13 protein-coding genes are annotated in these 14,975 nt (G+C 40.9%); 4 read left to right on the forward strand and 9 right to left on the reverse strand.

The window, feature by feature from the left end; genetic code table 11:
- Nucleotides 1–38: 38 nt before the first annotated feature.
- Nucleotides 39–797: a hypothetical protein gene (locus F1737_RS09360; protein WP_317136318.1), complete on the forward strand. Its 759-nt coding sequence runs from the start codon at nt 39–41 to the stop codon at nt 795–797.
- 107 nt (nt 798–904) lie between these two features.
- Here the strand turns inward: F1737_RS09360 and F1737_RS09365 are convergent, their stop codons facing one another.
- The 7 genes from F1737_RS09365 to F1737_RS09395 form a co-directional block, all read right to left on the reverse strand.
- Nucleotides 905–2,842, reverse strand: a complete 1,938-nt coding sequence (locus F1737_RS09365; RefSeq protein WP_317136319.1) for a PAS domain S-box protein — start codon at nt 2,840–2,842, stop codon at nt 905–907.
- A gap of 200 nt (nt 2,843–3,042) precedes the next feature.
- Complete coding sequence (locus tag F1737_RS09370; protein ID WP_317136320.1) at nt 3,043–3,954, reverse strand: glycine betaine ABC transporter substrate-binding protein; 912 nt, start codon at nt 3,952–3,954, stop codon at nt 3,043–3,045.
- A 494-nt stretch (nt 3,955–4,448) separates the two neighbouring features.
- Nucleotides 4,449–5,114, reverse strand: a complete 666-nt coding sequence (locus F1737_RS09375) for a RibD family protein (RefSeq protein ID WP_317136321.1) — start codon at nt 5,112–5,114, stop codon at nt 4,449–4,451.
- Between the two features lie 247 nt (nt 5,115–5,361).
- Complete coding sequence (locus F1737_RS09380) at nt 5,362–6,120, reverse strand: 4Fe-4S binding protein (RefSeq protein ID WP_317136322.1); 759 nt, start codon at nt 6,118–6,120, stop codon at nt 5,362–5,364.
- Between the two features lie 231 nt (nt 6,121–6,351).
- On the reverse strand, nt 6,352–7,128 hold the full coding sequence (locus tag F1737_RS09385; RefSeq protein ID WP_317136323.1) for a 4Fe-4S binding protein: 777 nt from the start codon (nt 7,126–7,128) through the stop codon (nt 6,352–6,354).
- A 147-nt stretch (nt 7,129–7,275) separates the two neighbouring features.
- Nucleotides 7,276–7,545, reverse strand: a complete 270-nt coding sequence (locus tag F1737_RS09390; RefSeq protein ID WP_317136324.1) for an NAC family transcription factor — start codon at nt 7,543–7,545, stop codon at nt 7,276–7,278.
- A 42-nt stretch (nt 7,546–7,587) separates the two neighbouring features.
- Nucleotides 7,588–7,923: a cupin domain-containing protein gene (locus F1737_RS09395; RefSeq protein WP_317136325.1), complete on the reverse strand. Its 336-nt coding sequence runs from the start codon at nt 7,921–7,923 to the stop codon at nt 7,588–7,590.
- Nucleotides 7,924–8,054: 131 nt separating this feature from the next.
- On the opposite strand from F1737_RS09395, the gene F1737_RS09400 reads away from it, so the two are divergent.
- The 3 genes from F1737_RS09400 to F1737_RS09410 all read left to right on the forward strand — a co-directional run bounded on the left by F1737_RS09400 (nt 8,055) and on the right by F1737_RS09410 (nt 10,362).
- Nucleotides 8,055–8,711, forward strand: a complete 657-nt coding sequence (locus F1737_RS09400) for a S24/S26 family peptidase (protein ID WP_317136326.1) — start codon at nt 8,055–8,057, stop codon at nt 8,709–8,711.
- Nucleotides 8,708–9,796 carry a 5-amino-6-(D-ribitylamino)uracil--L-tyrosine 4-hydroxyphenyl transferase CofH gene (gene cofH / locus F1737_RS09405; RefSeq protein WP_317136327.1) on the forward strand — a complete coding sequence of 363 codons (1,089 nt, stop codon included), beginning with the start codon at nt 8,708–8,710 and terminating at the stop codon, nt 9,794–9,796. Before F1737_RS09400 ends, cofH begins: the two co-directional genes overlap by 4 nt.
- A gap of 68 nt (nt 9,797–9,864) precedes the next feature.
- Complete coding sequence (locus F1737_RS09410) at nt 9,865–10,362, forward strand: hypothetical protein (RefSeq protein WP_317136328.1); 498 nt, start codon at nt 9,865–9,867, stop codon at nt 10,360–10,362.
- An 87-nt stretch (nt 10,363–10,449) separates the two neighbouring features.
- Here F1737_RS09410 and recQ read toward each other — a convergent pair whose 3' ends face one another.
- Together recQ and F1737_RS09420 are read right to left on the reverse strand one after the other, a co-directional pair.
- Complete coding sequence (gene recQ, locus F1737_RS09415; RefSeq protein ID WP_317136329.1) at nt 10,450–12,612, reverse strand: DNA helicase RecQ; 2,163 nt, start codon at nt 12,610–12,612, stop codon at nt 10,450–10,452.
- A gap of 92 nt (nt 12,613–12,704) precedes the next feature.
- Nucleotides 12,705–14,969 (reverse strand): methyl-accepting chemotaxis protein, encoded by a 2,265-nt coding sequence (locus F1737_RS09420; RefSeq protein ID WP_317136330.1) that lies wholly within the window; start codon nt 14,967–14,969, stop codon nt 12,705–12,707.
- Between the last annotated feature and the right edge of the window lie 6 nt (nt 14,970–14,975).

Raw genomic sequence — 14,975 nt, forward strand, 5'->3', positions numbered from 1 at the left:
ACTATGATATATATTTACAGACAGGAAACTCAGGACAAATGGATCCATCAGAAAACAAAAGACCGGAAATTGCAGTCATTTTAATATTCCTGATTATAATCACGGCATTCATCTTCAGAGGAGCACTCTGGAGTCTCGCAACAGGAAATGTCCATTATTTTGTCCCTGTTGAAGACAAAATATATCTTTCAGGCAACAGCAGCGATCTCACAGACTACTGGGCCAAAATAACAAAAGAAGCCGGATTTGAAGAATCATCCGCTGCAATTGAAAGTTTTTCACTTCACAAAAACCCCGACGGAACCATTGAATCACTTTTCATGTTTTTTTACGCTCTTAAAAACGGCAAAGATTACAGATATTCAGTATCCTATAATGCAGGCGAAGCAAGCGGGCAGAACAGGATCACCATTTACAGCAGAGAGGGTAAACCTCCAATGCCAAAATTTACAACCAGACAGTCATATTCGCCGGCGGATTTCCTTCGTGAAACGGAAAAAATAAATCTGACGGATCTGGGCTGTCAGAACAATACTGTATCCATAAGGGCTGACAGTAACCACGGCGGAGGATCTTACGTAAGCGGCAACTACAGGATTTTTTTGCAGGAAAACGACACACTGATACCTCTTGAAAGGATAAGTCTGAATAACGATTGCCTAACTCCGTTTCCGATAATGATCAGTCTGATGCACTGTTCAGAATTTTCAAAAGGGACTTCATGCTCTTCATTTGAAAATTTGGTTATTTTCCCGGAGAAATGTACCGCAGGAGCTGAGATCTCCTATTTAACCTGAAAAAAAGTTTTAGAACCTGCATCATCAGTTACAATGATTTTCCGCAGGATAATACATGACGAGTTATAGTGAATTTAAACACTATACAAATCTCATAAGGGTGAAGATTACTTCTTATCCATGTTCCTCTTCTCATCCTCAATTCTATAGTACTTCCTCATAAATTCCCTGATCTTCTCAGACTCAACCCAGGCCTGATCAAGCCTGTTTATCAGTTTGTCAATTACATCAGCCTGTTCAAAGATTTTGTCGGTATAAGGACCCTGTTCGAGATCAGTGTAGCCGACAATAACCGCAAGCGGATTTCTGATCTCATCGTTTAATGCCGCCATCTTAACAAGATTCTCTTCAATCTGCCGTATTGCCTCAAACTCGCGTTTCATTGAGGCTTTCTCTTCTGTCATATCACGCATGAAGGAGAGAAGGTAATCATCATTTCCAAGTCGTATAATCCTGGCACTAACATAAACGGGCATAAATATGCCTTCCTTCCCGGCCAGCCACCCTTCAAAATAATCCTCACGCTTAATAATCAGCCTTTCAATCACCAGGGGAACTGACGACCCGGGTTTTTCAGGCACAACATCGGCAAGTTTCATAGACAGAAATTCCTGACGGCTGTATCCCAATTTCCGGCAGGCAATATCATTCACCTCAACAAAACCCGGATTTTTGATATTTTCATCGTTCAGCCTGTTTAAGAAGATAAGATCATTTACGTTGTTGAAGATTTCACGAAATTTATATTCATTCTCACGCAAGGCCTCTTCAAATGCCTTTCTCCTGGATATATCAAGGAATGAGCCGTGCAGACCCGCAACCTCGCCTGATGAATCAAGAACAGGCGAAATCGAACCATAAACAGGAAACAGTTCCCCCTCTGCCCTTATTCCCTCGAGCTCACCTGTCCAGCTTTTATTCTCAGAAACCCGGTCCGGCAGGCATTTGGTATCATCAGAAATGCTAAAAATATCCGAAATGCAGAGATTGGCAATATCCCTCTCTTTAAAACCCCAAAGCTTCCTTGCAGAATTATTCATATAGAATATTTTACCGTTTTTGTCTGAGAGAAAAACAGGACTTACCGATGAAGCAATGGCAGACTCCTTAAACAGCAGATCCTCCCTTGCTTTTTTCAACTCCGATGTCCTCTCGTCAACAGCAGCATCAAGCCCGAGCTGGGTGTATATTACATAACCACCAAAGACACCGGAAAGAGTGATTATAAGAAGGTATATGCCCATAAACCAGTTCACCCTGTCCTTTACAAGGGATACCCAGCCGCCTTTTGGGATCATTGCAATCTCCCACTGTTCATATCCGATTTGCATCATCTGAACAACCGGTTCATCCAGATATACATCCTCACTGCCATAAAAGACACCGTAATCATCATTTTTTATTGCATAATCATATTTTGTATCTCCCGGAATACCGCTCAGCTCATACATAGAAGGCATATTAATTACGATTTCCACAAAGCCCCAGAAATCTCCGTTCTCATATGTTCCGTTGAGGAATATGGGTTTTATTATGATAACGCCCTCTCCACCCTGTATCAACCGGACCGGACCGCGTATAACCGTGGGCTGACCTTCAAACAATACCTTATTCTGCCGTATAACTTCAGGACGTGCGTCGTTTAAAATATTATAGTCTATTATCGCTTCATTCCCCTCAAGAGGATATACATAATGCCTGATACCCCCCGGACTTGCCGCAAGGTTTCGAAGACCGTTAAAACTGTTATAAATACCGGATGCAAACGGATCAAACTCGGCATCCAGTCTTTCTTTTGAGGGATTGGTTTTTATAAAGGAATAAAGGGCTTCTATAAGGCCAAGGCGCTCATTTAAGGCATAAGTGAAATAGTTGCTGTGAATTGCCAGAGTAGTTCCTGCATCTTTTTTTTCGAGATCAATAAGATGCTCCTGATAATTTGCACCAAGATCAAACCAGAAGGGCAGCAGAACTAATATTATCAAAAGTCCGGTCAGTATGCCGGTTCTCTTCGGGCATTTTCTCAGTTTTTCAACCAGTTTCATCAAAAAAGCACCCTTTCATTTCAGTTAGATAACCAATAAATCAAAAAGGATCTAAAGCTCCCCCGAAATGTTACTTTTTTTCTAATAGATAACCTGATTTTAAATAATCATTGTGGTGATTTATTTTTTTAAACAAAACGGGGTTAATTAAACCCCCCATAAAAAAAAATTTTAATAAAAAATATTTGGAAAAGGCTAATTCAGGAAGTTTTATCAAGCCATTCATTTACAAGTTCAGGATTATTATCAACCCATTTTTGTGCGGCATCCTCAGCACTCATTCCCTCATTCATGTCAAGCATAATAGACTCCATGTCAGATGTTTCCCAGTGGAATCTTTCAATAAACGAGTAAAGGTCAGGCATATCCTCTTTTAATCCTTTACGGGTATATGAAGCGATATATTCCTCACCGCCATAGACATTTTCAGGATCATCAAGGTACTTCAAATCCCATTTAACAAACATCCAGTGAGGAGACCATGCAGTAACAACTATCGGTTCACCGGAGTCAATGGCGGATTTTAGTGCAGTGCACATACCTACTTCACTGCCTGTCAGCAGATTGTAATCAAGACTGTAGCTCTCAACCGCATCCTCTGTTCCCTTCATGATCCCTGCACCGGGTTCTATACCAACAATTTCCGAGTCAAAAAGCTCTTTGTTTGCATTCATTTCTGCAATAGAGTTCACTTTTACATAATCCGGAACTGCCAGGCCACATCTTGTACCCTCAAGATTTTTTCTGACAAAAACAATGTCATCCCCGAATTTCTCGAGATACTGACCATGACAGGTAGGAAGCCATGCACCTACATAAAAGTCTCCTGAGCCCGATGACAGACCCTGCCATGCAATACCCACATCAACTGTTTTTATCTCAATATCATATCCTGCCTCCCTGAGAACAATTTTTAAAACATTTGCACTTGAAAGCTCGGTATCATAAGGAATTGCAATCAGAACAGCCTTTTTTAATTCTTCACCGGATGCTGAATCCTTGTTTATTTTTCCGGCACTTTCATCCCCGGAACCTGTGCATCCCGCAGCGATAACAAAAGCAAAAAACAGAACAACCAGAATCAGATAAATTTTTTTTCTTTTAATACTCAAAATTTCACAACCTCTTAAAAATCTCTAAATAAACGTCTAATTCCATAATTAAACGACAAAAGACAATCTGACTTTTTAATCCAATATTATATATTTCTTTTTAATACATATTATTTTTAAAAGTCCCTGAACGCAGATATTTTTAAAAAAACACAGATTTGAAGAGATTAATATGAATTTAAAACTGACATATCAGAACAATCCAGAAAACATCTTCATTGTAAGAGCCTTTTTGAAATTAATGCATTATATAAGACCAATATGAATTTTTAAGCAAGCAAAGAGATTTTATAACCATTAAAGCCTTTATTTTCAGCCATATCAGCAATAACGATCAAAATGGAGGCATTATTGGCATATATCATTCTTTTAATCTTTAAAATCTCTTTTAGGCGACAAAAGATTAAATAATTATTTTTAAATAAAAACATATTCTTTGGGAACGCATAAAAAAAGTTTATGAGGGTTGCTTTGTTTTTTTATTTTTGGCCGGTTCAATAGGATATCTTATACACAAGATGAACGATGCCGTTCTTCACCTGCTCAACAACCACAAGTTTTAGATTTACTCCTGAGTCAATCCCCTCAAAAAATTTTCTTTCCCGATTTCCGGCAATCAACGGGTTTACTAAAAGACTGATTTCGTCAGCAAGTTTATCCCTGATTAATATGCTGTTTAAACGTGCTCCTCCGTCTGAAACAATCATTTTTATTTCGTATTCCTGCCTTAGTCTTTCAAGAGCACCCTTTATGTCCACATGATCGCTGCCGGATACAATATACGGATAATCCCTCTCCCGGAGATATTCAAGATAATCCTTCGGAGTCTTTTTTGAAACCAGGATGATTACATCCTTTACATATTCAAGCCTTCGGAAAAGGTGCAAAAGGTCTTTTAATTGTCCCCTGCTGTCCGCAATTACTTCCACCGGACGTCTGTCAGAGGGATCTCTTACAGGTCTTATAAAATCTGATTCCTCTTCGACTGGGATCTCATCCAGATAATTGTCAATGCCAGATCTTGCAGTGGCAGAACCGGCTAAAACGGCATCAGGTTCAAATTCCAAAAGCTTACCATAATGCGTCTCAAGATCAATATCAAAGCCGGTAAATGCATTGTCAAGACTTAGTGAATTGTGTATCACCACTTTTGGAATCATATCCCTTGAATTGCGATTACCCTGATATATTCTTTATCCATGAATTGTGAAAATAAAATTCCCAAACATAAGTGAAAAAGAATATCAAAAAAACACATTCTGATAATTTTAGAGGGACTTTTTCCTTAGGGGTGCTTTTAAATTATTTTTCAGACAATAATTTTCTAAAACACCATGTGATTTTCATAAAAATTTGTTGTTTTGTTTAGTATGACTGATTTTAGATTAAATATTGAATAAATACGGATCACTTCTTCCCATAACTCATTGCATCAAATTTATTACAACTCTCAAGGCATCTGCCACACATGAAGCACTCTGCCCTTTTGTCATCCGGTTTTGCCTCATCAACGGGACAGACACTCTCACAGTTCCGACAGCTGACACATGAATCCGTTCTTCTGATTTTAAAGACGCTGAAAGCCGCAGGAATTAACAGAAGTGTGCCGTACGGACAAATCAGACGGCAGAAAGGACGGTAGAAAAATACCGATACAATCAGTATTGCAATGAAAATAACTGTCCCCGTAGTAAGAATCAGGTGGAAAAAGTCACTTATTCCAAGCATCTTCACAGTTTTAAACGAATAAAACCACGCAGCGGCAAGAATTCCAAAGAATACAACAACCCTTACTGCAATAGTCTCTTTTTTCAGGGTCCTTCCGAATTTTTTGCAGGGAATCAGATAAACCAGTTCCTGAACCGCTCCTGCTGGGCATAAATGCCCGCAAAATATCCGGCCAAACAAAAAAGTCAGAACAAAAATTATCGCCAGTCCCCATGCCGCAACTGTCAGGGAAGGATTTAATCCGCTCACAATCATGCTCTGGAAATTATGCGGGGCAAGAGGAGCAAGTGTTATAAACCCAACAATGGTTGTCAGAACAAGAACCGGAATTGTCTGTTTACGTGTGATCTTTTTGCTGTACCAGAGATATGCAAGCAGGAGAACTAAAATCACCGCATATGCATATCCAATTTCTCTGAGAATTATCTGACTGACCATAAAAATCACAAAATCCCATGCTAAAACCGGCAAAATGCAATCCTCATATCAGATTAACAAAAGGCTGGGGCTCTTACCAGGATTATATTATATCATATCAAAGGAATCTCATAAATTTCTTATCTAATATTTTTGCAAAGTTAATTAAAATTGGTTTACAAAATGATGTGTTCAAAAAAAATTAGAAAAAACGCCTGAATATCTAAAAAATCCATAAAAGATTTAGAATCTTTATTTTTTATCCTCCCGTCCGTACCTTATAGCACCCGAATACCCGCATTTTTCAATGCACCTCCCGCACATAAAGCACTCCGCCCTTTTGTCACCAAATTTAACCTCATCCACAGGACAGACCTTTTCGCACCTTCCGCAGTCAGTGCAGTAATCAGTCCGCCGGATTTTATAGACGCTAAAAGCAGCCACAATCGCAAGAATGAGTCCAAAAGGACAGATAAACCGGCAGAACGGGCGGTAGAAAAATACAGAGATCAAAAGAACGGCGACAAATATTCCCGATGCAGTTGTAATGGTAAGGTGGAAAAAGTCATTTATCCCGAACAGATCAACGACTCCAAAGGAATACAAAAGGGCAGCTGCAACCGTGATTACGAAAACAACGCTTCTTATGGCAAGTGTCTCTTTTTTTAATTTCCTTCCGTACTGTTTCACGGGCAAAAGAGACACAAGCTCCTGAACTGTCCCGACAGGACAGATATGCCCGCAGAATATCCTTCCAAACAGAAAAGTCAGCACCAGTAATATGCCCATCCCAACAGCCGCTGCAAGAAGGGGTGCACCGATTCTCTCAGTGCTCTTTAAAAGAAGACTCTGAAAATTATGCGGGGCAAGAGGTGAATAGATTAGAAAACCGAGAAGAGTTGAGAAAATAAGAACAGGTATCGTATTTTTTCGTGTGATTTTTTTACTGTGCCATAAATATGCAAGAATAAAAATTACTATTACAGCATATATGAATCCGTACGCCCTTGGAAAGATTGAGGAAGGCATAAAACTTACACTCCGATAAGCTATACAGACCGTTTATGTTTTAAAAAACTATTCCAAAAAATTGCATTAAGCCGGTTATTCAGACACCCTTATAATAAAATTTACAGAGTGGCACAGCCTGTCTGCAAGGGAAACCTGAAATATTTATCAGGCTTTATTTAGATATTCAGAAAACAATGCATCCGCATAACTTTCCTTTTTCTTTGTCGGAATGTAATTAAACTGACATGCCCTTTTCATCAGCTCTTCTTTTGCATCCTGTTCACTCATCTCTCCAATCTTTAATACTTCATCAATGATGAAATCCAGGCGGCTTATCCCGACCGGTTTTCCGTCAACCATAATCTGCCTGATTTCTCTATCCCCTGATACAACACCTCCACAGATTGTGCAGTAATCCCCGTCTTTTTCTGCCATAAAATACTCCCTTTTCAAATTTTTTCTATATATTTTTATGTTTTATTCCTTAATCATGGTCAGAGACATCTTAAACTTTGTAACCGCTGAGAGTGCATGCGGTACATTTGCAGGAAATATTATGCTGTCCCCTTCCTTCATCCCGAAAGTCTCACCGGCAACCCAGACCTCACACTCACCGTCAAGGATGCTCACAACCGCATCAAAAGGTGCGGTATGCTCTGAAAGGCCCTCATTCTCATCGAATGAAAAAATAGTGATGCTTCCGGATTTATTGTTTATAACCATCCTGCTTGCAACTGTTCCTTCCTGGTACTCAACAAGATCTTTTAAGCTGAGAACCTTTCCCTTAAGCTCACTCCGGTTTTCATCTGTCATTATCAAAACTCCTGATTTATCTCTCTGGTACTCTTTGGTATTTATTGCCTTTGAAAGACAGAGGCAAAAAAAATCAATAACTCCAAAACCTTTCTATTCTAAAAAACAAAACCTAAAACCTAAGGATAAAAATGAAAGGTGCAAAACAAAAAACAAAAAAAGAGGAAAAAAGCCCTATAAGAAAATTTCTAGATACAGAAGAGCCCTTATTAGGATTTGTTCGCGACATGGTCTGGGTGCTTTGTGCAGTAGGCATCATAGCACTCGGGCTTGTGGTATTTTCAGGCACATGGCCTGCGGTTGTTGCGATTGAATCCGAAAGTATGGTTCCTAACATGAATGTGGGCGATCTCGTTTTTGTTGTTGCACCTGACAGATACGGCGATCTTCAGACATGGGAAGAAGGGATTGCAACAGGTTATGGTAAATTCAACGAATACCCTGACAGACAGGGCAACCAGGTCTTTGGAGATGTAATAATATACCGCCCGAACGGAGACGATAAGGTCCACCCGATCATTCACAGGGCTGTCGGGTGGTATGAAGGGGACCCAAACAACGGATATATCACAAAGGGTGACAACAACCAGATCCCTGACCAGTTAAGCGGTATCCAGAGTGTCGGGGCAATAAAACCGGTAAAACCGGAATGGGTTGTCGGGAAAGCCCTGTTTTCAATTCCATATATCGGTTATGCACCTCTCCACCTCTTTGAATTTGCAATAATTCTGATTTTAATAATGATCCTGCATGAAATCTACCTGAGAAGACGTGAGGGCAAAAAATGACAGACAGAACTGATACACTCCTTAAAGATGTCCTTGAAGGATACAGGATGAAACCTGAAGAAGCAGTTTTCCTTCTGAAAACAAAGGACAGAAAGGTATGGGACATAGCGAAAGCCGCCGACATGATGCGTGAAAAAAAGGCGGGGAACAGTGTAACTTATGTAAGAAACCAAAACATCCATGTTACAAATATCTGCAAAAACCTTTGTGCTTTCTGCGGATTTGGTAAACCCAAAAATGATCCTGAAGCCTACATCTACAGTGATGATCAGTTCAGAAAAAGTGCTGAAATTGCAAAAGAAAGGAATGTAACGGAAATCTGTTTCCTCTCAGGTGTTCACCCAGACTTTGATGCAGAACGGTATTGTGAAATTATCAGAATGGTCCGTGATATAGTTCCCGATGCCGACATCCACACAATGAGTCCTGATGAGATATCATACGCCGCCAAAAAAAGCGATATTACATCCGAAGAAGTGATCAGAATGATTAAAGACGCAGGTCTTGGGACACTTCAGGGAACGGCAGCTGAAATGCTTGTCGATGATGTCAGAAAAATAATCTGCCCCTCAAAAGTCTCAACTTCCGAGTGGATCAGAATCATTAAGGAAGCTCACAATATGGGCATAAAATCAACATCCACAATCATGTACGGCTCTGTTGAAACAGAGGAGGACAGGATAAAACACCTTTCAATACTCCGTGACATTCAGGATGAAACGAACGGGTTTACAGAGCTTGTTCCTCTATCTTTCCTCCATATGAATACAAAACTATACCAAAAAGGCCTTGCTCCCGCCGGTGCCACAGGCAGAACCGATATTCTGCTCTTTGCGGTTTCACGACTATTTCTGGATAACTTTGACAACATTCAGATCCCCTGGGGAAAGGTTGGAAAGAAATTTACACAGCTCGGCCTTCTGGCAGGCGGAAACGATCTCGGGGGAACAATGTTCTGTGATGCTGTTTCAACCGAGGCCGGCGGCGAGGACTCAGACTTCTTTGACCCGGGCGAGATGGAAAGAATTGTAAAAGACATCGGAAGAGAGCTCAGACAAAGAACAACCAAATATGAACTAATCTAAAACCAAAAATACATCCACTTTTTTCAACAGGAAGAGATATTATTTGATAAATTTAAATGATATCTGATATGAATTCAAAAGAGAAATTTGGATACTTTGCTTTTGCAGCCGCTGCAATAGCTTTTGGATTCATAGCCGGACTTGCACTCACAAGTTTTGACTTTCCTCTGGCGGAAGATAAAAGAGTTGTAATTTATCTTGACAATGATCCGGGGATACTTGGAAACTGGACATGGGAGTCCAAAAAAGATTTCAGACGGATATATTTTGCAGAAGACAACACATTTGAGTATGAGGAGTGGACTGCTGAAACCCTCACAGTCCATATGACATTTCATGGCAGGTGGGATGAGATCTCCAAAAACACCTACAAGCTAAACCTTGAGCTTATAAGGCCTGACATAGAAGGATTAAATTCGCTTTACAAATTTTTCAGGGCTGAAAAAGGGATCTATATCTACGACACACTCACTGACAAAAACAACAGGGTCTATAAAAGAGCTGATTTCAAAAGCCTGACAGGTAACAATAATACTTTTAAATTTGACATTTACAAAAAATTATGACTATGGAGATTTTTTATTCAAAAACTCCCTATAAACTCTCCTAAACCAAAAGACACAATAATTTTTTTAGGCTTCTTTTTGACAAAATCAGTTTTTGCCCGGGTTTTTCTTATCCCAAAATGCCTTTATAAGCCTAATCTCATTGTAGGAAACAGCTTCTCCCAGAAGAATTCTGATATCCCTTACTGGTATGTCAAAGTTATCAGAAAGTACTGAATATACAAGATCACGTTTTTTGGAAGATACAAGATCGGATAGATCAATTGCCGCACCGGATTTTATCATCTCTTCAAGATGAACGCACACAATATCTTCCGTAAGACTCCTCTCTTCTGCAATCTGTTTCACCGTGTATCCCCTGCAATAGAGATCATATGTCTGAACAGAGCTTTTTGGGGATTTTTCCAATACTCCCTGGTTCTTTTCCTGATTCACGGGGATTTTTTGAAAATCCTTAATTCGTCTTAGAAAAGTTGCTCCGAACTTTTCAACCTTGTACTCGCCGACACCTTTTATCGAGAGCATCTCAGCAGGAGTAAGGGGCATTTTTTCCGCCATCACGGCAAGAACGGCGTCTGAAAATATCTGATAGGGAGGAATATTTTCACTCTCGGCAACAATCTTGCGGAGTCTTTTGAGAGTTTCATAAAGCGCTGTATTATAAACCGCCTCTGCTTTTTTCGATCCCGGTTTTACTCCTTTGGGCCTTGTCAGATATACAGTAATTTTGCCTGAAACCACATCGGCACTGGTCTCATTTAATACGATTACAGGGTATTTTCTTCCTTCCCTTGAAAGATATCCAAGATGGACCATCTCTCTTAGAAAAGAATTCCACTCATCCTTTTTGTACATTCTGCCCTTACCGTACAGAGGAAGTTTGTCATGCCCTCTTTCCTTAACCCGGGCAGACGATGAACCCCACAAAATATCAGCAATATAACCTATTCCAAAAGGCTGTTTTAGCATTTCAATGCATTTAATGGCAGTCTTTGCAGGTTCTGTGCCATCAAAAAGCTCACGTGGATTTATACAGTTGTCACATACACCGCATCTGAAATCACTGTTTGTCTCACCAAAATATTCGAGAAGGGTTTTAAAACGGCACGAATTGCTTTCACAGTATTCAGTCATCGCCTCAAGTTTCTTCTCTGCAACACCCCGAAGTGTCCTGCTGTCGAGTTTATCAATGAAATACTGTATCTTTGCCCTGTCGCCCCTGCTGTAGAAGAGAATGCAGTCGCCGCGTCCTCCGTCACGCCCGGCACGTCCGGTTTCCTGATAATAAGCCTCGGGACTCTGTGAGAGATCATAGTGAATTACGAATCTTACATCAGGCTTGTTTATTCCCATCCCGAATGCGACGGTTGCAACAATCACCGGTATGTCATCTTTTATGAATTTATCCTGAGTCTTTTCACGGATTTTTTTGGAAAGCCCTGCATGATAGGGAAGAGCCGGAACATTGGCAAGGTTCAGCTTTTTTGAAAGTGATTCGGCACTGTTTCTGCTGTTGCAGTATATTATTCCCGAATCACGCGGGTGATCTTTTATATAGGCAAGAATCTGTCCAAAGGCATCTTTTTTTGGAAGAACCTGGTAATGGAGATTTTCCCTGAAAAAAGTCCCCACATATGTATATGGCAGCTTTAACCTGAGCTGCTTTAAGATATCATCCCTTACAACCGACGTTGCCGTTGCAGTGAGAGCAATAACCGGTATTTTTGGAAACTCTTTTTTAAGTATGCTCAGCTTCCTGTATTCCGGCCGGAATTCATGTCCCCACTGGGATATGCAGTGGGCTTCGTCAACTGCAAACAGGGAAACATCGAACTGTTTTAAAAGAGCTCTGAAAGAAGGGGTAACCGCTTTTTCAGGAGATACATAAAGAATATCAAGTTTCCCGCTTTTAAGCCGGCTTACAGTCATCAGATATTCGGAATAGTCCTGGGTGCTGTTGAGGCACCCGGCAGGTATTCCGTTTGCCAAAAGACCGTCCACCTGATCTTTCATTAAGGCAATAAGAGGCGATATTATAACAGCAGTGCCTTTCATCATAACCGCCGGAAGCTGATAACATATGGATTTCCCGCCTCCTGTTGCGATGACTGCAAAAACATCCCTGCCTGTAAGGATATTTCTTATAATCTCCTCCTGATACGGATGAAAAGAAGAGTACCCGAAATACTTCCGGAGATAATATTTTGCAGTCGTTATTTTATCATCAGAATTTTCGGGAGTAACAGTCATTTATTTTGCCACATATCTGTTTGTAGCTCACAGGTCAAAAACAAGACTAAAAAAAAGATTGGTTATTTATTGGGGGGGATTTATTGAAAAATTCATTCTGTCTTGAAATTGTCCATATTCTTTCTGAGAACGCCTGCCATCTCATTTACCTCATGTATGGCACTGCCGATCTCCTCTACTGAAGCGCTTGACTCTTCTGCAAGTGCGGCAAGTTCTTCGACTTCTCTCAGGTTCGCTTCGGTCTCGGTTGTTCCATGTTCTGCCGAGCTTACGACATTGTTTGCGATATTTGCCTGGTCCTCAATCGCACGTGCAATCTCGCCCATATCGGTTGATACCTGAAGTGACTCGCGAACAATATTATTTAGACCCTCAATTGTTGCATTCACACTTTCAACAGCGCTGATGACCTCGACATTTGCCTTGTGAATGTCCTCTGCCGTGTTGTCACTCTTCTTCTGAATAGAAGCGATGACTTTTTCGATATGATCTGTTGCGCCTCTTGCATCGGCTGCAAGATTTTTAACCTCACCTGCAACAACTGCAAATCCTCTGCCGTGTTCTCCGGCACGGGCAGCCTCGATTGCGGCATTGAGAGCGAGAAGGTTGATCTGTCCGGTGATGTCGTTGATCATCTTGACAATGTTGTTGATCTCCTTGATCTGGTCGTTAAGCTCTTTAATTTCCTCAACACTCTTTGTCGTGATGTCTTCAACAGACTCCATCTTGTGATTCGCATCATTTCCAAGAGCCTGCGCATTGTTGCCTATAACAGTCATGTTCTCGGCATTTTTCAGGACATCCTGTGAGGTGGCGGCAATCTCCTCATTTGATGCGGAGAGATCCGAAATCTGCCTCTGGATATCCTCCATCTGAGTCAGGACATTTCTGCTCAGGTCTGCACATTTCTGACTTGTCATTGCAACCTGCTCAGTTGCTTTTGCAACCTCGTCAGATCCCTTGCTTGCCTCGGAAGTGCCAACAGTTACATGATCGACAGCCTTTATGACATCCCCGATAACAACGACAAGCTGTTCACCGAGTTTGTTCAGAGAGTTTTTGAAATTATCAAATTCACCCTTAACTACCAGCTTATCAGAGAAGCGTACCGTGTAGTCATTGTTCGCATAGGAGTTTGCGACTCTCATTGCCTCATCTAACGGTGCAGAGATCATATCAAGAGTCTGGTTGAAACCTCCGACAACATCCTTAAAGTGCCCCTGATGCTTTGTCAGGTCAGTCCTGAGATCCAGTTTTCCATCAATTGCAGCTTCTGCAAGCATCTCCGAATCATTTACAAGTCTTTCAATCGCAACCTTTGCCTCTCCGAGACTCTCAGAAATATCAAGCATTAATTTTCTTGCACCCTCTGTATAACGGTTGGATTCGCCGACCGCAAGATCAAATCCGAGATCTCCCCTGGAGAGCATTTTCAGGTTATCTGATACTTTGTCAACTTCCGCATGGAGGTAGTTGCTGAGCTCCTTTTCCGCTGTTAAATCCTGATAGATGTAATAGTTGACGTCAATTTCGCCGTTTTCATCAAGAATTGGTGTCTGGAACAGACGCAGATAGGTTTTCTCTCCCCTGTCCCATGAGATCTCCATATCAGTTACAGCTTTTCTCTTTGTTTCAAATGAAGCATAGAAGTCATCTCCACCTGTGATCTCGATATCAAAGTCATAGAGCTTCTTTCTCATGAGCTCATCATAGCTTCCACGCCATTCACGCTCATATTCCTTATTTAAGTCAAGGCGGGATTTGTCTTTTGCAAGTACAGCAATTCCCTGCGGGTTCTCTGCAACAAAGGCATCCGCACGCCTCTGAAGGCTGTTGATTCTCTCGATTTCAGACATCTGCTCTGTGAGATCCTGATAGATGTAATAGTTGATGTCAATATTGCCGTTTTCATCGAGAATAGGAGTCTGGAAAAGGCGCAGATAGGTTTTCTCCCCGTTTTCCCATGAGATTTCCATATCGGTCACAGCTTTTTTCTTTGTCTCAAAAGAGGCATAGAAATCGTCTCCACCAGTGATGTTGATGTTGAAATCATAGAGCTTCTTTCTCATGAGATCATCATAACTACCGCGCCATGCACGTTCATATTCCACGTTTAAATCAAGGCGGGATTTATCGGGTGCAAGTACGGCTATGGCCTGAGGATTTTCACTTACGAAATCTTTCAGACGTTTTTCGTAGATTTCAGATTCTCCGGCAATTTCAAGCTTTTCGATCACTGCATTTATTGTCGCTGCAAGACCCTTCATTTCAGACGGCATTTCGTTCTCGTCTACACGTAATGAGGTATCTCCTTCAAGTGCCCTTTTCAGGACACTGTTAATGATATCAATGCTCATTTTTAC

Origin of the sequence: Methanoplanus sp. FWC-SCC4 (genome assembly GCF_032878975.1) — an archaeon.
GTDB lineage: Archaea > Halobacteriota > Methanomicrobia > Methanomicrobiales > Methanomicrobiaceae > Methanochimaera > Methanochimaera problematica.